The sequence below is a fragment of the Staphylococcus croceilyticus genome, from assembly GCF_002902575.1.
GTDB lineage: Bacteria > Bacillota > Bacilli > Staphylococcales > Staphylococcaceae > Staphylococcus > Staphylococcus croceilyticus.
Genome location: NZ_PPRD01000073.1, coordinates 1 through 21,579, shown reverse-complemented (window position 1 = coordinate 21,579; position 21,579 = coordinate 1). Strand labels below are relative to the sequence as shown.

At 32.1% G+C, this 21,579-nt stretch carries 24 protein-coding genes; 16 read left to right on the top strand and 8 right to left on the bottom strand.

All coding sequences use genetic code 11. The features are described 5' to 3' along the window. The first annotated feature begins 1 nt into the window (after window position 1). From CD128_RS08980 to CD128_RS08960, 5 genes are all read left to right on the top strand, one after another. Window positions 2-706, top strand: coding sequence for an HAD family hydrolase (locus CD128_RS08980; RefSeq protein ID WP_103297329.1), 705 nt, complete (start codon window positions 2-4; stop codon window positions 704-706). Between the two features lies 1 nt (window position 707). Next, window positions 708-1,502, top strand: coding sequence for an alpha/beta fold hydrolase (locus CD128_RS08975; RefSeq protein ID WP_103329626.1), 795 nt, complete (start codon window positions 708-710; stop codon window positions 1,500-1,502). Between the two features lie 152 nt (window positions 1,503-1,654). Beyond that, complete coding sequence (locus tag CD128_RS08970; RefSeq protein WP_103329625.1) at window positions 1,655-2,161, top strand: SA0570 family protein; 507 nt, start codon at window positions 1,655-1,657, stop codon at window positions 2,159-2,161. Between the two features lie 302 nt (window positions 2,162-2,463). Next, window positions 2,464-3,180, top strand: a complete 717-nt coding sequence (locus CD128_RS08965) for a hypothetical protein (protein WP_103329624.1) — start codon at window positions 2,464-2,466, stop codon at window positions 3,178-3,180. Window positions 3,181-3,342: 162 nt separating this feature from the next. After that, a complete protein-coding gene (locus tag CD128_RS08960; protein WP_103329623.1) occupies window positions 3,343-4,152 on the top strand; it encodes an alpha/beta fold hydrolase in 810 nt (269 codons plus the stop codon). Between the two features lie 168 nt (window positions 4,153-4,320). Here CD128_RS08960 and sarA read toward each other — a convergent pair whose 3' ends face one another. From sarA to sroA, 5 genes are all read right to left on the bottom strand, one after another. Continuing rightward, entirely contained in the window at window positions 4,321-4,695 is a 375-nt protein-coding gene (gene sarA, locus CD128_RS08955; protein WP_103297334.1) for a global transcriptional regulator SarA, read from the bottom strand. Window positions 4,696-5,016: 321 nt separating this feature from the next. Then, window positions 5,017-5,955 carry an HlyD family efflux transporter periplasmic adaptor subunit gene (locus CD128_RS08950; RefSeq protein ID WP_103329622.1) on the bottom strand — a complete coding sequence of 313 codons (939 nt, stop codon included), beginning with the start codon at window positions 5,953-5,955 and terminating at the stop codon, window positions 5,017-5,019. Window positions 5,956-6,103: 148 nt separating this feature from the next. Next, entirely contained in the window at window positions 6,104-7,030 is a 927-nt protein-coding gene (locus tag CD128_RS08945; protein WP_103329621.1) for a DMT family transporter, read from the bottom strand. 205 nt (window positions 7,031-7,235) lie between these two features. Continuing rightward, window positions 7,236-7,460 (bottom strand): DUF2922 domain-containing protein, encoded by a 225-nt coding sequence (locus tag CD128_RS08940; RefSeq protein WP_103329620.1) that lies wholly within the window; start codon window positions 7,458-7,460, stop codon window positions 7,236-7,238. A gap of 67 nt (window positions 7,461-7,527) precedes the next feature. Further along, window positions 7,528-7,734 (bottom strand): sigS mRNA-stabilizing protein SroA, encoded by a 207-nt coding sequence (sroA, locus tag CD128_RS08935; RefSeq protein WP_103329619.1) that lies wholly within the window; start codon window positions 7,732-7,734, stop codon window positions 7,528-7,530. A 145-nt stretch (window positions 7,735-7,879) separates the two neighbouring features. Between sroA and CD128_RS08930 the strand changes: the two genes are divergently transcribed. From CD128_RS08930 to CD128_RS08885, 10 genes are all read left to right on the top strand, one after another. Further along, the gene (locus tag CD128_RS08930) at window positions 7,880-8,437 is read left to right on the top strand and encodes a tyrosine-type recombinase/integrase (protein WP_103329618.1); all 558 of its coding nucleotides are present in this window, start codon (window positions 7,880-7,882) and stop codon (window positions 8,435-8,437) included. A gap of 23 nt (window positions 8,438-8,460) precedes the next feature. Beyond that, window positions 8,461-10,863: a DUF4040 family protein gene (locus CD128_RS08925; protein ID WP_103329617.1), complete on the top strand. Its 2,403-nt coding sequence runs from the start codon at window positions 8,461-8,463 to the stop codon at window positions 10,861-10,863. Next, the gene (gene mnhB2 / locus CD128_RS08920) at window positions 10,850-11,275 is read left to right on the top strand and encodes a Na+/H+ antiporter Mnh2 subunit B (RefSeq protein ID WP_103329616.1); all 426 of its coding nucleotides are present in this window, start codon (window positions 10,850-10,852) and stop codon (window positions 11,273-11,275) included. Before CD128_RS08925 ends, mnhB2 begins: the two co-directional genes overlap by 14 nt. After that, window positions 11,272-11,622, top strand: coding sequence for a Na+/H+ antiporter Mnh2 subunit C (gene mnhC2, locus CD128_RS08915; protein ID WP_103329615.1), 351 nt, complete (start codon window positions 11,272-11,274; stop codon window positions 11,620-11,622). Before mnhB2 ends, mnhC2 begins: the two co-directional genes overlap by 4 nt. Next, window positions 11,612-13,111: a Na+/H+ antiporter Mnh2 subunit D gene (gene mnhD2 / locus CD128_RS08910; protein ID WP_103329614.1), complete on the top strand. Its 1,500-nt coding sequence runs from the start codon at window positions 11,612-11,614 to the stop codon at window positions 13,109-13,111. Before mnhC2 ends, mnhD2 begins: the two co-directional genes overlap by 11 nt. Continuing rightward, window positions 13,108-13,590 carry a Na+/H+ antiporter Mnh2 subunit E gene (mnhE2, locus tag CD128_RS08905; protein ID WP_103329613.1) on the top strand — a complete coding sequence of 161 codons (483 nt, stop codon included), beginning with the start codon at window positions 13,108-13,110 and terminating at the stop codon, window positions 13,588-13,590. Before mnhD2 ends, mnhE2 begins: the two co-directional genes overlap by 4 nt. Beyond that, complete coding sequence (gene mnhF2 / locus CD128_RS08900; RefSeq protein ID WP_103299089.1) at window positions 13,587-13,889, top strand: Na+/H+ antiporter Mnh2 subunit F; 303 nt, start codon at window positions 13,587-13,589, stop codon at window positions 13,887-13,889. Before mnhE2 ends, mnhF2 begins: the two co-directional genes overlap by 4 nt. Next, window positions 13,864-14,397 carry a Na+/H+ antiporter subunit G gene (locus CD128_RS08895; RefSeq protein WP_103329612.1) on the top strand — a complete coding sequence of 178 codons (534 nt, stop codon included), beginning with the start codon at window positions 13,864-13,866 and terminating at the stop codon, window positions 14,395-14,397. Before mnhF2 ends, CD128_RS08895 begins: the two co-directional genes overlap by 26 nt. A gap of 312 nt (window positions 14,398-14,709) precedes the next feature. Continuing rightward, window positions 14,710-16,752, top strand: coding sequence for a cation:proton antiporter (locus tag CD128_RS08890; protein ID WP_103329611.1), 2,043 nt, complete (start codon window positions 14,710-14,712; stop codon window positions 16,750-16,752). Window positions 16,753-16,945: 193 nt separating this feature from the next. After that, a complete protein-coding gene (locus tag CD128_RS08885) occupies window positions 16,946-17,593 on the top strand; it encodes a metal-dependent transcriptional regulator (RefSeq protein ID WP_103298941.1) in 648 nt (215 codons plus the stop codon). Window positions 17,594-17,691: 98 nt separating this feature from the next. On the opposite strand, the gene CD128_RS08880 is transcribed toward CD128_RS08885, so the two are convergent. After that, the gene (locus CD128_RS08880) at window positions 17,692-18,435 is read right to left on the bottom strand and encodes a M50 family metallopeptidase (RefSeq protein ID WP_103329610.1); all 744 of its coding nucleotides are present in this window, start codon (window positions 18,433-18,435) and stop codon (window positions 17,692-17,694) included. A 244-nt stretch (window positions 18,436-18,679) separates the two neighbouring features. Between CD128_RS08880 and tarA the strand changes: the two genes are divergently transcribed. Further along, complete coding sequence (gene tarA, locus CD128_RS08875) at window positions 18,680-19,459, top strand: N-acetylglucosaminyldiphosphoundecaprenol N-acetyl-beta-D-mannosaminyltransferase TarA (RefSeq protein ID WP_103329609.1); 780 nt, start codon at window positions 18,680-18,682, stop codon at window positions 19,457-19,459. A 428-nt stretch (window positions 19,460-19,887) separates the two neighbouring features. Here tarA and CD128_RS08870 read toward each other — a convergent pair whose 3' ends face one another. Next, window positions 19,888-20,913, bottom strand: coding sequence for an NAD-dependent formate dehydrogenase (locus CD128_RS08870; protein WP_103329608.1), 1,026 nt, complete (start codon window positions 20,911-20,913; stop codon window positions 19,888-19,890). A gap of 258 nt (window positions 20,914-21,171) precedes the next feature. Continuing rightward, the gene (locus tag CD128_RS08865) at window positions 21,172-21,534 is read right to left on the bottom strand and encodes a Na-translocating system protein MpsC family protein (protein WP_103329607.1); all 363 of its coding nucleotides are present in this window, start codon (window positions 21,532-21,534) and stop codon (window positions 21,172-21,174) included. Between the last annotated feature and the right edge of the window lie 45 nt (window positions 21,535-21,579).

Here is a 21,579-nt window from a genome sequence, read left to right as displayed (position 1 = left end):
AATGGATTTAAGTCATATAAAAGCGATTGTCTTTGACTTAGAGGGTACTTTATTAGATAGAACAAAGTCTAGAGACAAATTTATTGAAGAGCAGTATGAGCGTTTTCACGATTATTTCGTACATGTTCAACTTGCTGATTTTAAAAAGAAATTCATCGAATTAGATGATGATGAAGATAACGATAAACCTGATTTATACAAAGCGATTATTAAACAATTTCACATTGATAGATTAACTTGGAAAGATTTATTTCACGATTTCGAAATGCACTTTTATCGTTATGTCTTTCCATACTATGACACACTTTATACGTTGGAAAAATTGTCTGAAAGTAACTACCTTTTAGGTGTAATCGCAAACGGGAAATCGAAAATTAAGCAATTTCGATTACATTCTTTGGGTATAGGTCACGTTATTAATTATTTATCTACTTCCGAAACAGTAGGATATCGTAAGCCACATCCCCGTATATTCGAAGATATGATTGATCAATTAGACGTTTTACCAGAAGAAATCATGTACGTCGGCGATGATGCATTAAATGATGTTGCACCAGCCCGTGCAATGGGTATGGTAAGTGTATGGTTTAAACATGACGATGATGACTTAGAACCTCTTGAAGAAGAGGTAGATTATATTATTACAACAGTTGAAGAATTATTATCTATCTTACCGATTGATATAACACAGAAAGGAGATAACTAAGATGGATTTATTTACTAGAAGAGGAGGACTTTCTCTAAATTATAATACGATGGGAGAAGGTTATCCGGTAGTATTAGTACATACTGCATATGAGAATGCTTCAATTTTTCAAAATGTAGCAAAAGAACTCGCGAAATCATTTCAAGTAGTATTATTGGATTTAAGAGGACACGGGTATTCAGACAAACCTAGACAAATTAAATTTAATGAATTTGCAGATGATATTATTCTATTATTAGATTACTTATATATAGATGAAGCAGCATTTATTGGACATGAAATGGGTGCTAATATTGTGGCTGATTTAGCTAATCGTTATAAAGATTACGTTTCTTCAGTAGTGCTAGTGACACCAACTTCAATTGAGGGAGAGTTACCAGAAGAGCGCTTATTTAGAAAATATGCACATAAAATTCGTAACTGGGATGACGAAAAACAAGATAAATTCTTAGAAAAACGCAGATATTATAAACCACGTAAAGTTAATAAATTTTTAAAACATGTGGAAGATACGAATGCAATTTCTACTAAAGAAGAAACGCAAGCGGTTGAAGATGTCTTCAAACAAGAAGGAATTGGCGATGTATTTGAACACTTGACGAAACCGACATTTATTGTTGCCAGTGAATATGGGGAACGTGTGACTACTATTGAGTCAAAAGAAGTTGCAGACTTAATTGGTGACGCGCGTTTTGATGTATTTACTGAATCAAGTCTGTATCCTTTTGAAGAAGAACAAGAAAAATTTGTTGAAGAGGTTGTACCATTTATTAAAGAAAGTATGCCTAAACGCTAAAAGTTTGATGATTTATATAGTCTAAAAATTAGTTGTTACAAAAAATGAAAAAATTTGTAATAAATCTGTAATAATAGTGTTATTTTGGTAATAATTGGGGTATACTATGAGTAAGCACAAGATAAGAATAAGATAAAGGAGAGAGAGTGCTTATGAAAAAATTAGTAGCGGCATTTTTAGTTTCAGGACTAGTAATGACAGGAGTAGGCGTTAACCACGCTGAAGCAGCTAGCGGAAATTCAATTCAAACAGTTCAACAATTAACTCAAGGACAAAAATCATTAGAGAATATCACAATTGGTGAATCAATTAAAAATGTAAATAATAAATATGGCACTCCGATCTATTCTAAAAATCCAAATACTAACGAAGGTTATTACGAATATCGTACTGCTAAAGGTTTAATTGTAGTAACAGCTAAAGGCAAACAAAACCAAGGCTACGTGACAAGAATTTCTATGACTTATAATGCAGCAAATGGCCCAACTTATAATCAAGTTAAACAAAGCGTTGGTCAAAATGCGATTACACGCGCTCAATATAACAAAGTAAGTGGTAACTTCGGTTACATTCAAAAAGGTAATACAAGCTATCAATTCGGTTCAAACGGTCCAAAAGATAAAGTCTTAAAATTATACCGAATTGATGTTACTCAATAATAAAAAGCCATCATAGTATGGATAAGGCATACTTACAAATTAAATGTTGGTAATAAAGTAAAGCGATAATTTCTATTAAATAATGTAGGAATTGTCGCTTTTTACATATATAAATAGCACTAGTCTTGTAAACGAGATTTCATGAAATCACATCTAAATGAACTTGATATATACAAGAAAATTGCACAAATGTATGATAAAATTTCTAATTGAATCATTCAATTATGATTGAGATAAAGAAAGTTGAATCTTATTTCTTATTCAGTAAGAAAATTACTAGCAGTCTAACAAAGGAGTAACTCATGAGAACTAACGATAAAGTGTTACTTGAAAATATTAATGATTATTTTAGTCATAAAGGTATGGCACCTAATTTAATTGATGACATAAAAGAAAATTTACGTACAGATTTAAAAAAATCTGAAACAAAAGATCAAGATTATTTGGAATATAGAGGTAAATCACCAGCTCAAATTATTTTAATCATTCAACGTAACCTCTTTGGGTTACAATTAAATCCAGTCATCTTTTTTATTATGAATTTCATTTTAATTTCTTATTTATATGATAAACAATATGTGCCATTTCAAGCAGCCACAGCAATTTCAATTTTTTATTGTATCGTGATACTGCCTATAACTATTTTTATCAACATTCGCATAGATAGGAAAAAATACCTTTATAGCAATCGATTTGAAATTATTATTGGATATGGGGTTGCAGTCATTGCACTGATTTTAATCATTATGCGTGCATTTTATTTCACTTGGGGCATCGTTCCTATCACTATTTATAGTCATCAATTTGTCTTTTTTGTAGGTATTATTTTTAGCTTAACTGGACTATTTATTAAAAAAATAGAATACACTGGCATTGGCTTATTATTTTGCCAAAAAACAATAGATGCGGTTCTAACAAAACCGGAAATAGCCCAAATAGCCTCATTAATTATTTGGATACTTATTGTTGTATTAGTTGTATTTTATACTGTGCGACTGTCCTCAAGAACGAAAATTTAATAGTATTATTTATTACTCAAGTGTTATTAACGTATCGCAACACTTGAGTTTTTTTGAATTTTATTTCCAAATTTATTTAATAAATAAAGAATTAATAGTATTTACATTCATAGCGTAAATTTTATTGAATTGGGTATAGTAACAAATAAGGGAGGTGCCAATATGAAGAAAATCGAAACGTTAAACCGAACGAAGATAGCTTATCAAGAAGAAGGGCAAGGTCTTCCCATTATTTTAATTCATGGTTTAGACGGTAATTTAGCTGCTTTTCATAAATTAAAGCAACAACTGCATGATCAATATAAAGTGATTACTTATGATGTTAGAGGGCATGGTAAATCTTCTCATCCTAATTCATATAATTTAGCGGATCACGTTAAAGATTTATATATTTTGATGTCTAAACTTAATATTCAACATGCACATATTTTAGGACATGATATGGGAGGCATTATTGCCAGAGAGTTTACTGAGAAACATGAAGATAAAGTTTTATCTTTAACAATTATTTCTTCAAAAGCAGAAGATATCGTTCATGGTTTTACGAAATTAATGATTGAGCACCAAGATGAAATTGCCGGATTTAATAAATCTGAAGCGCTATTATTATTATTTCCTTATATTTATAAAGAACAGAAAGAAGCAATGAAGTGGTTTCAGCGCCAACGCTTATATAGTAAACCATGTTCAGAAGATAGCGCAGTAGCTAGTCGAGCGCTTTTAGATACAGTCAATGCAAATAGAGAGTTCACGCGATCAGTCAGAGTCCCAACACTTATTATTAATGGCCGATACGATCCAATCATTGAGGATAAAGAACATTATAAATTAGAAGAGCGTTTTCAACACGTTGAGAAAGTTTTATTTGAATCATCAGGCCATGCTCCTTATGTAGAAGAGGCAGATAGATTTCTCTCTATTTATTTAGAATTTTTGAAAAATGTAGAACATATTACACACCAAAATGATTAATACTTACTTATATTTTATAAACTATACCAACTTGACATCATTGTGTATAGTTTATTTTTATGAAAAAGAAAGTTAAATATGTCAGCATTACAGAAAATTGTGCATAAAAAAAGTCCACATAGTCGAAAACTGTGTGGACAATTTTTATGCGGCCCTAAAGAAACTAAACTATAAATCTGTTTCTTTGTTAGCTTCTTCTATACGATTGTTTACTTTATTTAATAAGTCATCAATTTTTTTACGTTGTGTTGCATTTACAAGAATTAAAACAGTTCTTTCATCATGCTCGTTACGTTTTTTATCGAAATAATCTTCTTGAGATAAGTTTTTAACAGCTTTAACTACTTGTGGTTGTTTATAGTTTAAGTGATTAATAATATCTTTCAAATAATACTCGTCTTCTTTGCTTTGACTAATATAAGTTAAAACCGCAAATTCTTCAAAACTAATTGAGAATTCTTTTTTAATTATACTTTTTAATTTATCAGCGTAAGTAATCATCGCTAATAATTCGAAACAATCGTTTATTTTTGAAATAGCCATATGGAAACCTCCCCAACTAATGTCCTCTATATAATGAGTGCGCCCGTTAAATCTATATATAACGTCATTTAATCGTTAAAATACTTTTAATAATTTAGATTAAATAAATTTTGATAAATTAATTTAATGCTATATTATTTAGTTAATTATAACTAAATAAAATTAAGAAGTAAACGAAAAAGTACTTAATAAAACAATATTTTGATTATTTAATACTTTGTTTAGAAAAACAAGCAAATTTTTATAACCAATTAATTATGGACAATTATTGTTACTCTCTATTAAATAAAAAATTGTCTGAATATTAAGTTATAAAAAATATCACTTATCATTTTGTAAAAGTGATGACGTAGGGTGCACAATAATTTTATCGCCAAAATTTATTCCATTGGATACCATAATATACCCACTTTTTTGACTTTTAATATATTTAATACTTCTTTTAATAATTTTATTATTGTGTGTAATCAAAATAAAATGGTCTTTATAAATTACGGATTTTGGTAATTCGAAATATGCACTGCCGATATCTATATCAAAATGGCGTCCGATTGGATATTGATCATCTGAAGAAATATCAACTCGATAGAAAGATTCTTTTTTGGTGATTTTTGAAGGGACTGGAGAGATATACCGAATATTTCCAGTAAATAATTTTGAATGGTTCGAGGTAACGTTAACATTTTGTTTGATTTTTAATTGTTTTAATTGAGATTCGTTTACTATAGCACGAATCACACGTCTGTCGTTATTAATAACCATGATTTTAGTTTGGGGTTTTGAAGGAAATTCAGTGAGTAGCGTGACTTTGCCTTTGATAGGAGAAAATATTTGAGTACGAAGACGACTTTGTAATTCTTGAATTTGGTTAGTTAATTCATATTGTTGTTGAGGAGGCATTTTAATGTCTGTTTGACGTTGTTGTAAAGAAGATAATGTTTTCTTTTTAGCTGTAATTAATTTTTCAATGTTGGGATTATAGTATTCGAGTAATGGCGTTTGTGGAGTGATGGTTGCTTCATTTTTCACTAAAATATCAGAGATAGTGCCTAGTTTAGGAGTGTAGTATACGGTGTAGGTTTGTTCAGCTTGTTGAATACCACTAAAAGTAAGTATGGTTTGAGGTTTGGCCTTTATCGTCTCTAACTTTGAAAGATTTGGCTGTTTAGGAACTTTCGTATAAATATAGTACCCAAAGCTAGCGATAAGAAGAAAAAGGATTGTGGATAGGATAGATAGGGGAGTAAAAAGTTTTTTCAAATAAGTCACCTCTATTAAGTTGTTGTGTTTCAATTATACATCACGAAACCCCAGAATATAGCTACTAAATAATGATAAATAAAAAAGTCTTCTCAATTATTCATTAAGAAGACTTCACATATAGTAAATTTTAATTTTTTGCTGAAAATTAAAAAAGGCGTAACAAAATAATACCAATAGCAATGGCTATTAAGCCGATTAATTTGCGTAACGTAATACGATTCTTAGGTACACCCAAACCGAAATGATCAATAATCACGCCCATTAACATTTGTCCAAGCATCGCTACAATAGTTGTTAAAGCAGCGCCTAGAAATGGCATTAATATAATATTTGAGGTAACAAATACTACACCTAAGATACCACCAATAAAGTAAACAGGTTTGATTTTACCTATGTTGGGTTGGCTAGTCTTAATTTTCAAGCTACGGTTAAAGATTAACGTAAGAATGAATAGTGCTAAAGTTCCCACCGAAAATGAAACTAGCGATGCAAATAAAGAAGAACCCATTTGTTGAGAAAGCCCACTATTAATTGTAGTTTGCAAGGGAGGAGCAAATCCAAAAACAAATCCAGCTACAAGCCATAAATAAAATGTAGGGTTTACCTTATCTTCTAATTTACTTTTAGGTATATAGTTCATTAACAAAATACCAAAAAATAAAATAACGATGCCTACACCTTTAAAGAACGTGAACGTATGGTGACTTGCACCTAATAAGCCGAATGTATCAATGACGACGCCCATAATAATTTGACCAGCTACCGTCATAACTACGGTTAAAGCAGCACCTAAACGAGGTAACAATAATAAATTACCTGTTAAGAAACATACACCTAATAGGCCACCTACCCACCAATGATAGTTAAAAGAGTGCCCGGCGTAGAATGAAGACGTAAACATTTGGGTGTTAAATATTACGTTTAAGATGAATAAAAATATAGTACCGACGAAAAATGAAATGGTAGAAGCATAAAATGATGATTCAGTATATCTACCTAAACGGGAATTAATGGACGTTTGAATAGGGACCATCATTCCTGCCACGATACCGAGAATAAATAAAAATATCATGTTTGCTCCCTCAACTTTCTATTTTTTGAAACATTATTATTATACTTATTTACTGTTGAATTTTCAAAAGCGGTAGAGGCACTTGGGACATCCTGAGGCCACACAATAACAATAAAATAAACAACTCAAGGCCTATTTTAAAAAAAGTTAAAAGCGACCTTGAGCTGTCCAGTTAAATGTTATGAATTTAGGAAATGCAACTTAATTATTTTGTTTCAAAAATAACAGTTGTTGTTTTGTCTACGATTTGAGCAGAAGCGGGTTTGATAGGTGTGCCAGTGGTAGGTTTTAAAATATTTAATTTTAGGATATTTTCCATGGCATTTTGAGCACTAGCCTCAGTGACAGAAGCGACACTAATATTGGGGAATTGTAATTTTGCGGATTTGTTTAAATTCGTTTTAAATATGAGCTCTAATGTTTTAGACATGCTACATACCTCCTTATTAAATAATTAATGTTCTACATAAGTGTTAGCGATACTGAAAGGTGCTTAATTAAGCTACAACTTGTGTTTTGACTACTTCGACTTTATCAAAGACTTCTCCGATTAAATTAGAAATAGTATCAGCGAATGCTTTGATGTCTGATTCAGTAGCGCTCGTGTTTAAGTTTGTAAAGCGACGTTTTGTTTCTTTAGCTTTACCGTTTTCGTCATGATAAATATGTGTACAAACAACAGTTAATTGAGATACTTCATTCATGAGTGGTTCACCTCCTTTCACTTTATATATCGAATCTTTTTGAAAAAAGGGACACCCTAAAATAAAAAATTAAGCAAAAAGGTTTAATGTTACTAAAATATGATTTATCATTAAATAAGAAACTTAAACGATTAGAGGTGAACAAATGAATCAAGTTGAACCTATTAGAAATAAAGAAGATATTCAAAGGATGTATCAAGTGTTAAAAGCAAAATCCGAAAGAGATTATTTACTATTTAAATTAGCTATACATACAGGCATTCGGTTAATGGACTTATTAAATCTCAAAGTAGAAGAGGTTTTAAAACGAGACGATGAGGATATTGTTTCATCATGGATTCAACAATGTGCGCCGTCTATTAAAATTATGTTACCTGAGGATTTGCGTTCGGAAGTGAAAGCGTATATTGAAGCTAATCACCTTACTTATGATCAACTTTTGTTCCAATCGTTGCGTACGCATAAAGAGTTATCAAGACAACAAGCTTACCGTATTATTCATCACGCGGCAGAAGAATTAGGTTTGTTACATATTGGTTTAACGACTTTACGTAAAACATTTGCTTACCATGCTTATAAATCGGGTATTTCTATTGCAATCATACAAAAATATTTAGGTCATCAAACTACACAGGAAACAGTGAAATTTATAGGACTCTCTTCTAAAGAAGAACATCATACAATCATTGCTTTGAACTTATAATATATTAATAAAGGAGGTATTTGATGAGCTTGGTTTATTTACTAGGAAGTCTCATCTTAGTAATGGGATTGGTCTTAGTAACGGTATTTATTAAGCCTCTTAGACGCTACTCAAGTTACATATCACTACTTGCACCAATTATCGCTTCTGTTTATTTTCTTTCCCAAATTCCTAATGTGATGCATCAAAAATTTATTACATTTAAAATCCCTTGGATGTCTGTTATTGATGTTAATTTCGATTTGAGGTTAGATGGCCTTGGACTCATGTTTGGATTAATCATTTCTATTATTGGTGTTGCTGTATTTTTCTACGCGACACAATATATGGCGGATAGCAGTAATAATTTGCCACGTTTCTTCTTATATTTACTCTTATTCATGTTTAGTATGTTAGGTATTGTGATTTCTAACAATACTATCCTAATGTATGTTTTTTGGGAATTAACGAGTGTATCTTCGTTCCTATTAATTTCATATTGGTATAGCAATCCCAATAGTCAATTAGGTGCGATTCAATCATTCATGATTACTGTATTAGGTGGTTTAGCCTTATTAACAGGCTTTATTATGCTTTATATTATTACCGGCACTAATACAATTTCTGAATTGTTAGCACAAAGACATCAAATAAGCGAACATGCTTTATTTGTACCAATGATGATGATGTTGCTAATAGGCGCTTTTACAAAATCAGCGCAATTTCCATTTCACATTTGGTTACCGAAAGCAATGGCTGCTCCTACACCAGTAAGTGCGTATCTACACTCAGCCACAATGGTTAAAGCAGGTATCTTTCTATTATTCAGATTTACGCCAATATTAGGTTTAAGTGATAGTTACATTTATACTGTAACGTTCGTAGGACTTATTACAATGATGTTTGGATCGATTACAGCTTTAAGACAATATGATTTAAAAGGAATATTAGCGTATTCCACAATCAGTCAACTCGGTATGATTATGTCTATGGTTGGTTTAGGAGGCGGTATTGCCCAACATTCTTCTGGACCTATGGCAGAGACATATACGCTCATTTTGTTTGCTGGTTTATTCCATTTAATGAATCATGCTTTATTTAAATGTGCTTTATTTATGGGTGTAGGAATTATAGATCATGAGGCAGGTACAAGAGATATTCGTCGCCTAAATGGTATGCGTAAATATTTCCCTAAAATGAATTTAGCAATGACTTTAGCTGCTTTATCAATGGCAGGCGTACCATTTTTAAATGGTTTCTTGAGTAAAGAAATGTTCTTTGATTCATTAGTTAAAGCGATTAAGTTACAGCAATTTGGTTTAACCTTAACTATTTTAGTAGTGGCTTTAGGCGTAATTGCTAGTATTTTTACATTTGTTTATGCGGTTTACATGTTAAAAGAAACATATTGGGGCGAATTTGAAGAAAAAGAAGTGCCAAAGAAACATATTCATGAGCCTTGGTTATTTAGCTTACCAGCAATGATTTTAATGGTTATGTTACCGATTATTTTCTTTGTGCCTAATTTCTTTACACATCACATTGTTTTACCAGCATTACGCAATGTTACGTATTTAGGTACTAATGTAGATAGACTAGCACCGCATGTTTCTCAATGGCATGGCTTTAACTTACCATTAATATTTAGCATGATTGTTATCGCGGTAGGACTTATTTTAGCTCTGAAAATTGATTGGAAACATTTAACACACCGTGTTGTAAAATATGCGTCAATTACAAATTCATATCGCAAAGCTTATCGCGGGTTTGAAAATTACTCAGGACAAGGTATTCGACGTTTAATGAATAACCGCTTAAATCACTACAATAGCATTACACTCTTAATTTTTGCGATATTAGTAGCTTATGGCATTATGCAAGTTGGTTTGCCAAAATTACATCAAATTCAAGTTACTGACTTCGGTCCTTTAGAGGTTATTTTAGCGATTATGGTAAGCATTGTAGGCGTGGCGTTAGTATTTATTCGACAACGTTTAACAATGGTTATATTAAATGGAATCATTGGTTACTCTGTGGCATTATTCTTTATAGTGATGCGCGCGCCAGACTTAGCATTAACACAATTAGTAGTTGAAACAATTACGACAATACTCTTTATTGTCAGTTTCTCGCGTTTACCGAACATTTCTCGTAGAACAAGTAACATAAAAGTAGAAAGTTTAAAAATAATTGTGTCATTTATAATGGCAGGTGCTGTTGTAACATTAGTCTTTATAGCTCAACAAGGTGATGGACTAGAAACTATTTCTAAATATTATACGGATGCTTATAAATTAACAGGTGGTAAGAATATTGTTAATGCCATTTTAGGTGACTTTAGAGCATTAGATACAATGTTTGAAAGTCTTGTATTAATTATTGTTGGTTTAGGGATCTACACATTATTAACTTATAAAGATTGGAGGGGCCAAGATGAGAGAAAATGATATTGTCTTAAAAACAGTCACTAAAATTGTTGTTTTTATTTTACTTACATTTGGATTTTATTTGTTCTTTGCAGGACATAATAATCCAGGTGGAGGCTTCATTGGCGGGCTTGTATTTAGTTCAGCATTCATCTTAATGTTTTTAGCTTTCGATGTGAATGAAGTGTTAGAAAGCTTGCCGATTGATTTTAAGAAGTTAATGATTATTGGCTCCTTCATATCAATATTAACAGCAGTTGTTCCTATCTTTTTTGGTAAATCTTTCTTATATCAAAGTGAAGCTCATATTCCTTTACCTATCTTTGGCGAACTTCATGTGACTACGGTCACGCTTTTTGAAGGAGGCGTCTTACTTACAGTAGTAGGCGTTATTGTCACAGTAATGTTGTCATTGAGTGGTGGTAATTCATGAATTTAATTTTACTTTTTGTGATAGGATTCTTAGTATTTATAGGAACATACATGATTCTATCTTTAAATTTAATACGTATTGTTATCGGTATTTCAATTTATACTCATGCAGGTAATTTAATTATTATGAGTATGGGTCATTATAGCAATAAGATGGTTGAACCATTAATTCATAGCTCAAATCAAAATTTTGTAGATCCATTATTACAAGCGATTGTGTTAACAGCTATCGTTATTGGATTTGCGATGACCGCCTTTCTATTAGTATTAATTTATCGAACATATCGTGTGACGAAAGAGGCGAATATTGAAGTATTAAGAGGAGAGGAGGAGAAGCATGAACAGTAATATTTTAGTTCTCCCAATTTTACTACCTCTTTTATGTGCGCTAGTACTTGTATTTACGAAAGATAAAAACACCTTATCAAAGGTTTTATATATTGGCACAATGTCACTTAATACAATTATTTCTCTTATTTTACTTATTTATGTATTAAATCATAAACCAATTACATTAAACTTTGGCGATTGGCCAGCGCCATTTGGCATACAATTTTTAGGAGATTCACTTGGTCTATTAATGACTACAGTAGCGTCCTTTGTAGTGACATTAATTATGTCATATGGGTTTGGACGCGGTGAACGACGTGTTAATCGATTTTATATGCCTTCTTTTATCTTATTCTTAACAGTAGGTGTCATCGGTTCTTTCTTAACTTCAGATTTATTTAATCTATACGTCATGTTTGAAATTATGTTACTTGCGTCGTTCGTATTAGTAACTCTTGGACAGTCAGTAGAACAATTACGTGCTGCGATTATTTATGTGGTATTAAATATCATTGGCTCATGGTTATTCTTATTGGGTATCGGCTTACTATATAAAGTAGTTGGTACATTAAATTTTTCTCACATTGCCTTACGTTTAGATCAAATTCAAGATAATAAGACGATTATTATTGTATCCATTGTATTTATCGTAGCCTTTGGTTCTAAAGCAGCTTTAGTACTCTTTATGTGGTTACCTAAAGCGTATGCTGTTTTAAATACAGAGCTTGCGGCCTTATTTGCAGCTTTAATGACAAAAGTAGGGGCTTATGCGTTAATCCGCTTCTTCACTTTACTATTTGATCAACACACTGGTGTTACGCATCCATTACTCGTATTTCTATCATGCATTACAATGATTATTGGCGCAGTTGGCGTTATTGCTTATCGAGATATTAAAAAAGTGGCATCTTACCAAGTTATTTTATCTATTGGTTTTGTCATTTTAGGATTAGGCTCCCACACATTTGCTGGGGTTCATGGCGCTATCTTCTATTTAGCAAATGACATTATTGTTAAAACAATGCTGTTCTTTATCATTGGTAGTTTAGTTTATATGTCAGGTTACCGAGAATATCGATATTTAAATGGACTAGCTAAAAAAGAACCCTTCTACGGGGTTGCCTTCATCGTAATGATCTTCGCGATTGGTGGCGTTCCTCCATTTAGTGGTTTCCCAGGAAAAGTTCTTATCTTCCAAGGAGCAGTTCAAAATGGCAATTATATTGGCTTAACTTTAATGATTATTACTAGCTTACTTGCCATGTATAGTCTCTTTAGAATTTTATTCATTATGTACTTTGGAGATAACGATGGTGAACAAGTTGATTTCAATCCATTACCAATGCATCGTAAAAGTATTCTAGGTGTTCTCACTGCCGTCGTATTAGCAATGGGTATCGCTGCACCAGTTGTGATGAAAGCAACAGAGAAGGCTACTAAATTAAATATAGATGATCATTATTTCCATAATTTAGTCAATACACATTTAAAGGAGGAGAATAAATGAGACAAATCGTTTTAAATATTTTAATTGCGTTTCTATGGGTGCTCTTTCAAGATGAACATTCATTTTTATTCTCTACCTTTGTATCTGGCTATGTGATTGGCTTAGTAGTTATATATATTCTTCACCGTTTCTTTAACCAAGAATTTTACCCTACAAAGATATGGGTCGTAATTAAGTTTTTAGCGGTTTATTTATACCAATTAATTACATCTAGTCTTAGTATTATTAATTACATTCTTTTTAAAACGAAGGATATGAATCCCGGTCTCTTAACGTATGAAACCACCCTTAAAAATGATTGGTCCATTACATTTTTAACTATCTTAATTATTATTACGCCTGGATCTACAGTGATTAGAATTTCAAAAGAGACAAATAAATTTTTCATTCACAGTATTGATGTTTCTGAAAAGGAAAAAGAAAGTTTATTGAAAAATATCAAGCAATATGAAAACTTGATTCTGGAGGTGACACAATGATTGAGTCACTCATCAATTTCTTTACAACAAGTGCACTAGTGTTATTTGGTATAGCATTTTTAATTGGGCTCTTCCGTTTAATTAAAGGACCTACAACGGCAGATAGAGTGGTAGCCTTTGATGCTTCGAGTGCTGTAATTATGTGTATAGTAGGTATCATTAGCGTGATATACGATACGGTATCTTATCTAGATTCAATTATGTTAATTGCGATAATATCCTTTGTAAGTTCAGTCTCAATTTCTAGATTTATAGGAGGAGGTCGAGTATTCAATGGAACAAATAAACGAAATCGTTGAATTAATCGCCGCTATCCTTATTTTTCTAGGAAGTATCATTGCAGTGATTAGTGCGATTGGAATAGTCAAATTTCAAGATGTTTTTTTACGAAGTCATGCTTCTACTAAAAGCTCGACTTTATCTGTATTATTAACACTGATAGGCGTATTAATCTATTTTATTCATTCACAAAGTTTCTTTAGCGTGCGATTATTACTTTCAATAGTCTTTATCAATTTAACTTCTCCGGTAGGCATGCACCTTGTAGCTAGAGCAGCTTATCGTACAGGGGCTTATATGTATCGCAAAGATGATGTTCCTAGAGAATCAGCTATTTTATTAAGTTCGAATGAGTTTAACACTAAAGAAGAGTTAGAAAGTAGAGCGAAACGACGCGAAGAGAAACGTGAACAAATTTATTACGATATAAAAAAACAAAGAGAAATAGAAGATGAAGAGAACCGAAAAAAACAAATAGAAGAAAATAAAAAATTTATAGAAGAAGCAGAAAAAGACTTAGAAGAATGATAGTACATGCATTCATCTTAATATAGCTAATGTTTAAAATCCCCACACTATTTAATGTTCTATAGGGTGGGGGTTTATCATTTATTCTAATAAATAAGCAATAAAACAAATATTTTATATAATGCTAGCAATTTAATTTCTTTTATATAAGCAATAGTGCAAGTTAGTTAAATCATAATCAGAATAATGGTAAAATTATAATTAACTGATTAAGAGTTTAAGATGAATCATTTGTGGATATAATTAGACATAAAAACATTACTAAGCAGATCTTATTTCTCTAATTCAAAAAGAAAATAATGGGGTGAAAGTTTGGAAATATTTGAAACGATTCTAATATTTCTGGCTGTAGTGATTATAAGCTCCTTTGTTCATACTTTTTTACCTAAAGTACCTCTGGCATTTATCCAAATTGCTTTGGGCATGCTCCTCTTTTTATTACCAGTACCTGTGGAATTTAACTTCGATTCTGAACTCTTCATGGTAGCCACAATCGCGCCTTTATTATTCGTTGAGGGCGTTAACGTTTCTAGAGTCCATTTACGTCGATATCTTAAACCTGTTATGTTGATGGCGTTAGGTCTAGTTATTACTACAGTTATTGGCGTTGGATTATTTGTTCATTGGATTTGGTCAGATTTACCTATAGGTGCAGCGTTTGCTATAGCTGCTATTTTATGTCCAACAGATGCGGTAGCAGTACAAGCCATTACACGAGGTAAAGTGTTACCTAAAGGTGCTATGACGATTTTAGAAGGTGAGTCATTATTAAATGATGCTGCCGGTATCATATCTTTTAAAATCGCTGTAGGTGTGTTAATTACTGGAGCGTTTTCTTTAGTTGAAGCGGTGCAACAATTCTTGATTGCTTCTATAGGAGGCGCCATTGTTGGTTTACTTATTGGTATTGCATTAGTGCGATTCCGATTAACGCTTACAAGACGTGGTATTGAAAATATCAATATGTTTACTTTCCTTCAATTACTTACACCATTTGTAACATATCTCGTAGCTGAAATGTTTCACGCGTCAGGTATCATTGCAGCCGTAGTTGCTGGTTTGGTACATGGTTTTGAGCGTGATCGTATCGCGCAAACACGTACGCGTCTTCAAATGAGTTATAACCATACATGGAATATTCTAGGTTATGCGTTAAATGGTTTTGTTTTTTCAATATTAGGATTTTTAGTGCCAGAAGTAATTGGCAATATTGTAAAAACTGAACCACATAATTTATTATTCTTAATGATTATTACTGCTTTAGTTGCTTTAGCTGTATATCTATTTAGATTTATTTGGGTGTATGTCCTCTATCCATCGTTTTATTTATCGGTCAGCCCTTTTCAAAAAATGATGAACGATGAAGGCGAGGATAAGAAAAAAGAGAAACCGCCTAAACGTAGTATGTATGCGCTAATTATGACGCTATGTGGTGTACACGGAACTATTTCATTAGCCATCGCATTGACGTTACCATATTATTTAGCGAATCATCATGCGTTTACCTACCGTAACGACTTATTATTTATTTCGTCAGGAATGGTCATTATAAGTCTAGTTATAGCGCAAGTTGTCTTGCCGTTTGTTACAGCCTCTGCACCTAAAGCCAAAATTGGAAGTATGAACTTTAAAGAGGCCAGAATATATATTCTTGAACATGTGATTGATTATTTAAATCATCATTCTACATTCGAAACAAGTTATCGTTATGGTAACGTGATCAAAGAATATCATGATAAATTGACGTTCTTGAAATCTGTGGAGAAAGATGATGAGAACTCTAAAGAGCTTGAACGTTTACAAAGTATAGCGTTTAAAGTTGAGAATAAAACACTTAAAGACCTTGCAGATCAAGGCGATATCACTAAAAGTATGTTGGAAAACTATATGAGATATGCTGAAAGAACACAAGTGTATCGACAAGCATCACTCATTCGTCGTATTATTGTCGGCTTAAGAGCATGGCTTTTAAAACGTCATATTCGTACGCGTACAAATGCTGCTTCATCATTAAGCGTAACGGAAAACTTAATGGAACTTTCAAAGATTAATAAAATTGTCCATTATAATGTCGTGAGTCGTTTAGTAGATGAAGCGAACGAAGATAATAAATTAGAGGTTGGAATGATTTGTGATGGTTATCTCATGAGAATTGATAACCTTTCTCCAGCTAACTTCTTCAACACGCGTGCCGAAGATTCAATTACGAAGATTAAACTCAATGCTTTAAGAGAACAACGTCGTATCTTAACTGATTTAGTGAATGACGATGAAATTACCGAAAGTACAGCATTGAAGTTAAGAGAAGCGATTAACTATGATGAGATGGTTATCGTGGATAGCTTGACGGATTAGAATGGTGTTGTATCCAGAATCCCTAATGTATCTTGCATTAGGGATTTATTTTTTTCTCTGAAAAGGTAGGACGCTATACGTTTCTATATCATTATCTTTAGCTATTGGGGACTGCCTTTTCAAAAATGTGAGGCAATAACATTTGCGGGCAATTCGTGATACAATAAGGTGAATGCTTAGGTGAGGTGAAATAATGTTAACTGAAGAGAAAGAGGATTATTTGAAAGCGATATTAGCGAATGATGGTGATCACTCATTTGTTTCAAATAAGAAATTGTCTCAGTATTTAAATATTAAGCCTCCTTCAGTTAGTGAAATGGTAGGGCGTTTGGAAAAGGCTGGTTACGTCGAAACGAAACATTATAAAGGTGTGAAGTTGTCGGATGAAGGCTTGAAGCATACGTTAGATATCATTAAGCGACATCGTCTGTTGGAGCTATTTTTAATAGAAGTTTTACAATATAATTGGGAAGAAGTGCATCAAGAAGCGGAAATATTAGAACATCGTGTTTCTGATTTATTTGTCGAAAGATTGGATAAGATACTAGATTATCCTGAAACATGTCCTCACGGTGGTATCATTCCGCGTGATCATCATTTTAATGAAAAATTTACTACCTCATTACTTGAATTTGAACCTGGCGATCGCGTTTATATTAAACGTGTGCGTGATAAAACAGAATTACTGATTTATCTTTCAAGCAAGGATATTTCAATTGGCAATGAAGTTGAAATTGTTACTAAGGATGAAACTAATAAAGTCATTATTGTTAAGCACAATGAGACTGTGACGATTTTAAGTTACGATAATGCGATGAATATCTTTGCAGAGCATGTGTAAGAGTAAGGGTAATAATGAATCGTTTAAATTATAAATTTAACTCCGATAAGCGTTTAATCACTGCTTATCGGAGATTTTTTGTTATTAAATTCGAATTTCTAAAACGTGAATTTGAACATTAAATATAGTGAGAAACAATTAATCGCTATCCATAATATGCTAAATAGGATAGTTGGGATGTGGGTCATTGTTGTTAAAGTGCGACCATCCCAGCTTGGCGCTGGCTTTTGAAAAGTAAGATTAAAAATTGTCCAACTTGATTGTAAAACTTCGCCTAGTAAAAGGCCTAATATCATATGATAACTCAATAGTACAACATAATATAGTAATGCTTGGTTATCATGTTGTATTAAAAAGTATAAAAGTGTACCTAATATGATGAGTACGATAATTGGTGAAACTTTTCTAGAAGTCAAAAATAAATAATAGATAAAAATAAAGATATAAGTGGTTAAGAATAGGCTAGGGTGGTTATAATGCGCTGCACTTAAGCCGATTAAAAGCATGATTGGAGGCATAACATAACCTCCTAAAGTAGTGATACATTGACCAACTAAATGCTTTGATTGCGTAATCGCATAACCTTGTTGCATAGTTTGTAGACGTTCACTTGGACGCACCACTATTACTAAATCTTTTGCTTTCCCGCCACTGATTTTATTAAATAAGACGTGACCAAATTCATGTGTTAAGACAGGGATATAGTTGAAATAAATATCTAAATATTGATTGATCGTATGTTGCCTATTATGATGGATAAAAATATAGAGAATGGCTATAATAACGATTAAATAAATATTTAAGTTAAACGTCGTAGTAAAAAAATTTTTTAAATAAAGCATAATCAACCTCGTTTACTTCATATCTGTAATATCTATTATAAGTTAAATATTATAGTTTAGCGTTTAGACTTTAGCCCTATTTTAAAAGTGGACTAGAAAAAAGCGTTTAAGATTTGAGTAAAACCAAGAATGAATTAAAGAGGCTGATTGTAAAAAAATTGTTAAGAAAAAAGTGTTCATATATTTTAAATTCTCATATAATATATGAATACAAAATTGTTTGGAGAGTAAGGAGATTACTTAAATGCGTGATCAAATAAAAACAAAAAGTCAAAAAGTAGATATCTTAGGCGTACATTTCGATAATGTAACGATGCTTGATATGATTGAATATGTAAAAAATTTTTTTCATGAAGAAACAAGCGAAAATCTATTTATCGTGACGGCTAATCCTGAAATTGTTGATTATGCTACTGAACATGTCACGTATCGACAATTAATTAATCAAGCGGATTATATTGTTCCAGATGGTACAGGAATAGTCAAAGCTTCAAATAGATTGAAAACGCCATTGAAACGACGAATTCCAGGAATTGAATTAATGAATCATTGCATGAAGATAGCCCACGCTAATCACCAAAAAGTATATTTATTAGGTGCAACCAACGAAATTGTTGAGAAAGCGCATGAGAAATTACAACAGAGATATCCTCAAGCTCAGTTTGAGCATCATCATGGTTATATAGATTTAAATGATGAGACAGTGGTTAAACGCATCAAACGTTTTGATCCTGATTATATTTTTGTAGGAATGGGCTTTCCATTACAAGAACAGTGGATTGAAAAGCATAAACATTTATTTGAACACACACTATTGATGGGAGTAGGCGGCTCTTTAGAAGTGTTTAGTGGTGCAAAGAAACGTGCACCCAAACTGTTCCGCAGATTAAATATCGAATGGGTATATCGTCTCTTAATTGATTGGAAACGTATAGGTCGTATGAGAAGTATACCTAAATTTATGTTTAAAGTCTTAAAAGTTCAACGAAAAAATAAGAAAAAAGCAAATAAGAGAGGAAGATGACCAGGGAGTATCATCTTCCTCTCTTTGTTTAAGGGGAGAAATTTTTTATATTAAATCACCAAGTTAACAGGGAAGTTTGATGATTCAATATAATCATTTATATATTAGAATTTAGTGATTGCGAGTCAGCTATAGGATGAAAATCTTTGATTCTATTGATTTGAATTGGGGAAGAATCAATGTTTCTCAAAGAGTTACGTCTACGCTTAACTTTTAACTTTGAGTTTTCAAGCTTATGATGACATTTATGGCTCATCTATAAGTTATAACTTGAATTTTTATTTTTAATTATATATATTAATAAATTACGTTTTAATTTTTAGGGTTTTACAGTTTTAGGATTAAGTTTAAGCAAATTAAGCATAAAAGACTACAGGGAATCACCTTGTTATGCAAATGATTAATCAATTTAACGTTTATAAATGCTGTTATTTAGCAGTGTAACTAGCACTTGAGATTTTACCACTAGAAACGATGATGTCTTTATCTTGGAAAGGTTCGTTGTTAAAGAAGCGGTTTAAGATATCTTTTACACCGTCTTCAATACGTGCTTGAGATTCTAAAGTCATACCAGAATAATGAATAGTCATCGCATTACGTGGCATAGTTCTCCAAGGATGATCAGCTGGAGCTGGTTGTGGGTACCAAACGTCACCTGCATAACCTTGAATATGACCTTTTTTAACTGCTTCAGCTAAAGCTTCAGTGTTAACGATTTTACCGCGAGCTGTATTAACTAAGTAGCTACCTTCTTTCATTTTACTTAATACATCTTTATCAAATAAATTATCTGTTGAAGGTGTAAGAGGTGCATGAATTGTGATAGCGTCACTTGTTTTAATTAATTCATCAAATTCAACGAATTTAGAGTTTTCATTGTCTTTTTGATTAATTGGATCATAGTGTTGGATTGTTACGTTGAAAGGTTTTAAGCGTTCGGCTACTAGTTGACCGATACGTCCGAAACCAAAGATACCAATTGTTTTATTTTGTAATTCACGTGCTTGGTTACCTACTTTAGATAAATCCCATTCACCTTCAACTGATTGACGGTGACCTTCCATGAAATTACGTAATACAATTAGTAAGTCCATAACTGCGTGTTCAGCAACGCTGACAGTGTTACTGCCTGTTACTTCTACAACACCAACATCATGTTGACTAGCTGCTTCTAAATCAACGTGGTCAGAACCGACACCTGCAGTAATTGCTAATTTTAAGTTTGGTGCTTTTTCAATACGTTCTTTGCTCATATAAGCAGGGTAGAATGGTGCGCTGATTACGATGTCCATATCATTTAAATGTTTGTCTAAATCTCCTTCACCATTTTTTAAAATAACTAATTCATGTTCAGTATCTTTTAAGAAATCTCTAAGACCAATTGCTTTCTCAGTATTTAATAATTGATTGTCTAAACCTTTCTCAGTTTCTGGGAATAATGCTACTATTTTCATAAATATACACTCCTATAAGAATTTTTCTAGTTTTACCATTCTAGTAATTCAATGTTGAGAGCACTTATAACGTTAAAAAAATACTCGATGCTTCTTTGCCTGGACCACCTCCTTGAATTAAACAATGTATTCAATAAAGTGGGTTAGCAAACAGCACCGAGTACCTTACACCAATCCCAAAAAAGTTAAGACAATTATAATTATCTTTCTTTAATGTTGAATATTATTAAATTATGTATCGTATATAAAATTGAAGGATTACTCTTCAATTGGTTGATCAAAAACAAATATTGAAATGACCTCGTCACTTTCTAAATCAACGTCAGTAAAAAGTTTTACAAATTTAGCGCCAACAAGTTCTTCCATTTCTTTTGGAGGTTGACGTTTGTATAAATCTTTAATTTCTTCTGTACGTCCTTGTTTAAGCATACTCGTAAAATCCTTATTTTGCAAATAGAAATTTTCGACTTTACTTAAACTTCCAGTCATGTGACATATAGCCCAATTATCCTTAAAGAAAACTTTGATATTTTCAGGACCTTTACCAATATAAGATTTTCTATAAGCACGCACTAAATTTGCGAATTGTTGTGTTTTATTAACTGAGGCTATGATGTTCACCTTCTTTATATGTCAAAATTATTCATAAGTTCTATTATTTATAGT

Excerpts from the sequence above, each read along its gene's own strand:
- CD128_RS08980 (WP_103297329.1), top strand. The coding sequence starts at position 2 with ATGGATTTAAGTCATATAAAAGCGATTGTCTTTGACTTAGAGGGTACT.
- CD128_RS08975 (WP_103329626.1), top strand. The coding sequence starts at position 708 with ATGGATTTATTTACTAGAAGAGGAGGACTTTCTCTAAATTATAATACG.
- CD128_RS08970 (WP_103329625.1), top strand. The coding sequence starts at position 1,655 with ATGAAAAAATTAGTAGCGGCATTTTTAGTTTCAGGACTAGTAATGACA.
- CD128_RS08965 (WP_103329624.1), top strand. The coding sequence starts at position 2,464 with ATGAGAACTAACGATAAAGTGTTACTTGAAAATATTAATGATTATTTT.
- CD128_RS08960 (WP_103329623.1), top strand. The coding sequence starts at position 3,343 with ATGAAGAAAATCGAAACGTTAAACCGAACGAAGATAGCTTATCAAGAA.
- sarA (WP_103297334.1), bottom strand. The coding sequence starts at position 4,695 with ATGGCTATTTCAAAAATAAACGATTGTTTCGAATTATTAGCGATGATT.
- CD128_RS08945 (WP_103329621.1), bottom strand. The coding sequence starts at position 7,030 with ATGATATTTTTATTTATTCTCGGTATCGTGGCAGGAATGATGGTCCCT.
- CD128_RS08940 (WP_103329620.1), bottom strand. The coding sequence starts at position 7,460 with ATGTCTAAAACATTAGAGCTCATATTTAAAACGAATTTAAACAAATCC.
- sroA (WP_103329619.1), bottom strand. The coding sequence starts at position 7,734 with ATGAATGAAGTATCTCAATTAACTGTTGTTTGTACACATATTTATCAT.
- CD128_RS08930 (WP_103329618.1), top strand. The coding sequence starts at position 7,880 with ATGAATCAAGTTGAACCTATTAGAAATAAAGAAGATATTCAAAGGATG.
- CD128_RS08925 (WP_103329617.1), top strand. The coding sequence starts at position 8,461 with ATGAGCTTGGTTTATTTACTAGGAAGTCTCATCTTAGTAATGGGATTG.
- mnhB2 (WP_103329616.1), top strand. The coding sequence starts at position 10,850 with ATGAGAGAAAATGATATTGTCTTAAAAACAGTCACTAAAATTGTTGTT.
- mnhC2 (WP_103329615.1), top strand. The coding sequence starts at position 11,272 with ATGAATTTAATTTTACTTTTTGTGATAGGATTCTTAGTATTTATAGGA.
- mnhD2 (WP_103329614.1), top strand. The coding sequence starts at position 11,612 with ATGAACAGTAATATTTTAGTTCTCCCAATTTTACTACCTCTTTTATGT.
- mnhE2 (WP_103329613.1), top strand. The coding sequence starts at position 13,108 with ATGAGACAAATCGTTTTAAATATTTTAATTGCGTTTCTATGGGTGCTC.
- mnhF2 (WP_103299089.1), top strand. The coding sequence starts at position 13,587 with ATGATTGAGTCACTCATCAATTTCTTTACAACAAGTGCACTAGTGTTA.
- CD128_RS08895 (WP_103329612.1), top strand. The coding sequence starts at position 13,864 with ATGGAACAAATAAACGAAATCGTTGAATTAATCGCCGCTATCCTTATT.
- CD128_RS08885 (WP_103298941.1), top strand. The coding sequence starts at position 16,946 with ATGTTAACTGAAGAGAAAGAGGATTATTTGAAAGCGATATTAGCGAAT.
- CD128_RS08880 (WP_103329610.1), bottom strand. The coding sequence starts at position 18,435 with ATGCTTTATTTAAAAAATTTTTTTACTACGACGTTTAACTTAAATATT.
- tarA (WP_103329609.1), top strand. The coding sequence starts at position 18,680 with ATGCGTGATCAAATAAAAACAAAAAGTCAAAAAGTAGATATCTTAGGC.
- CD128_RS08870 (WP_103329608.1), bottom strand. The coding sequence starts at position 20,913 with ATGAAAATAGTAGCATTATTCCCAGAAACTGAGAAAGGTTTAGACAAT.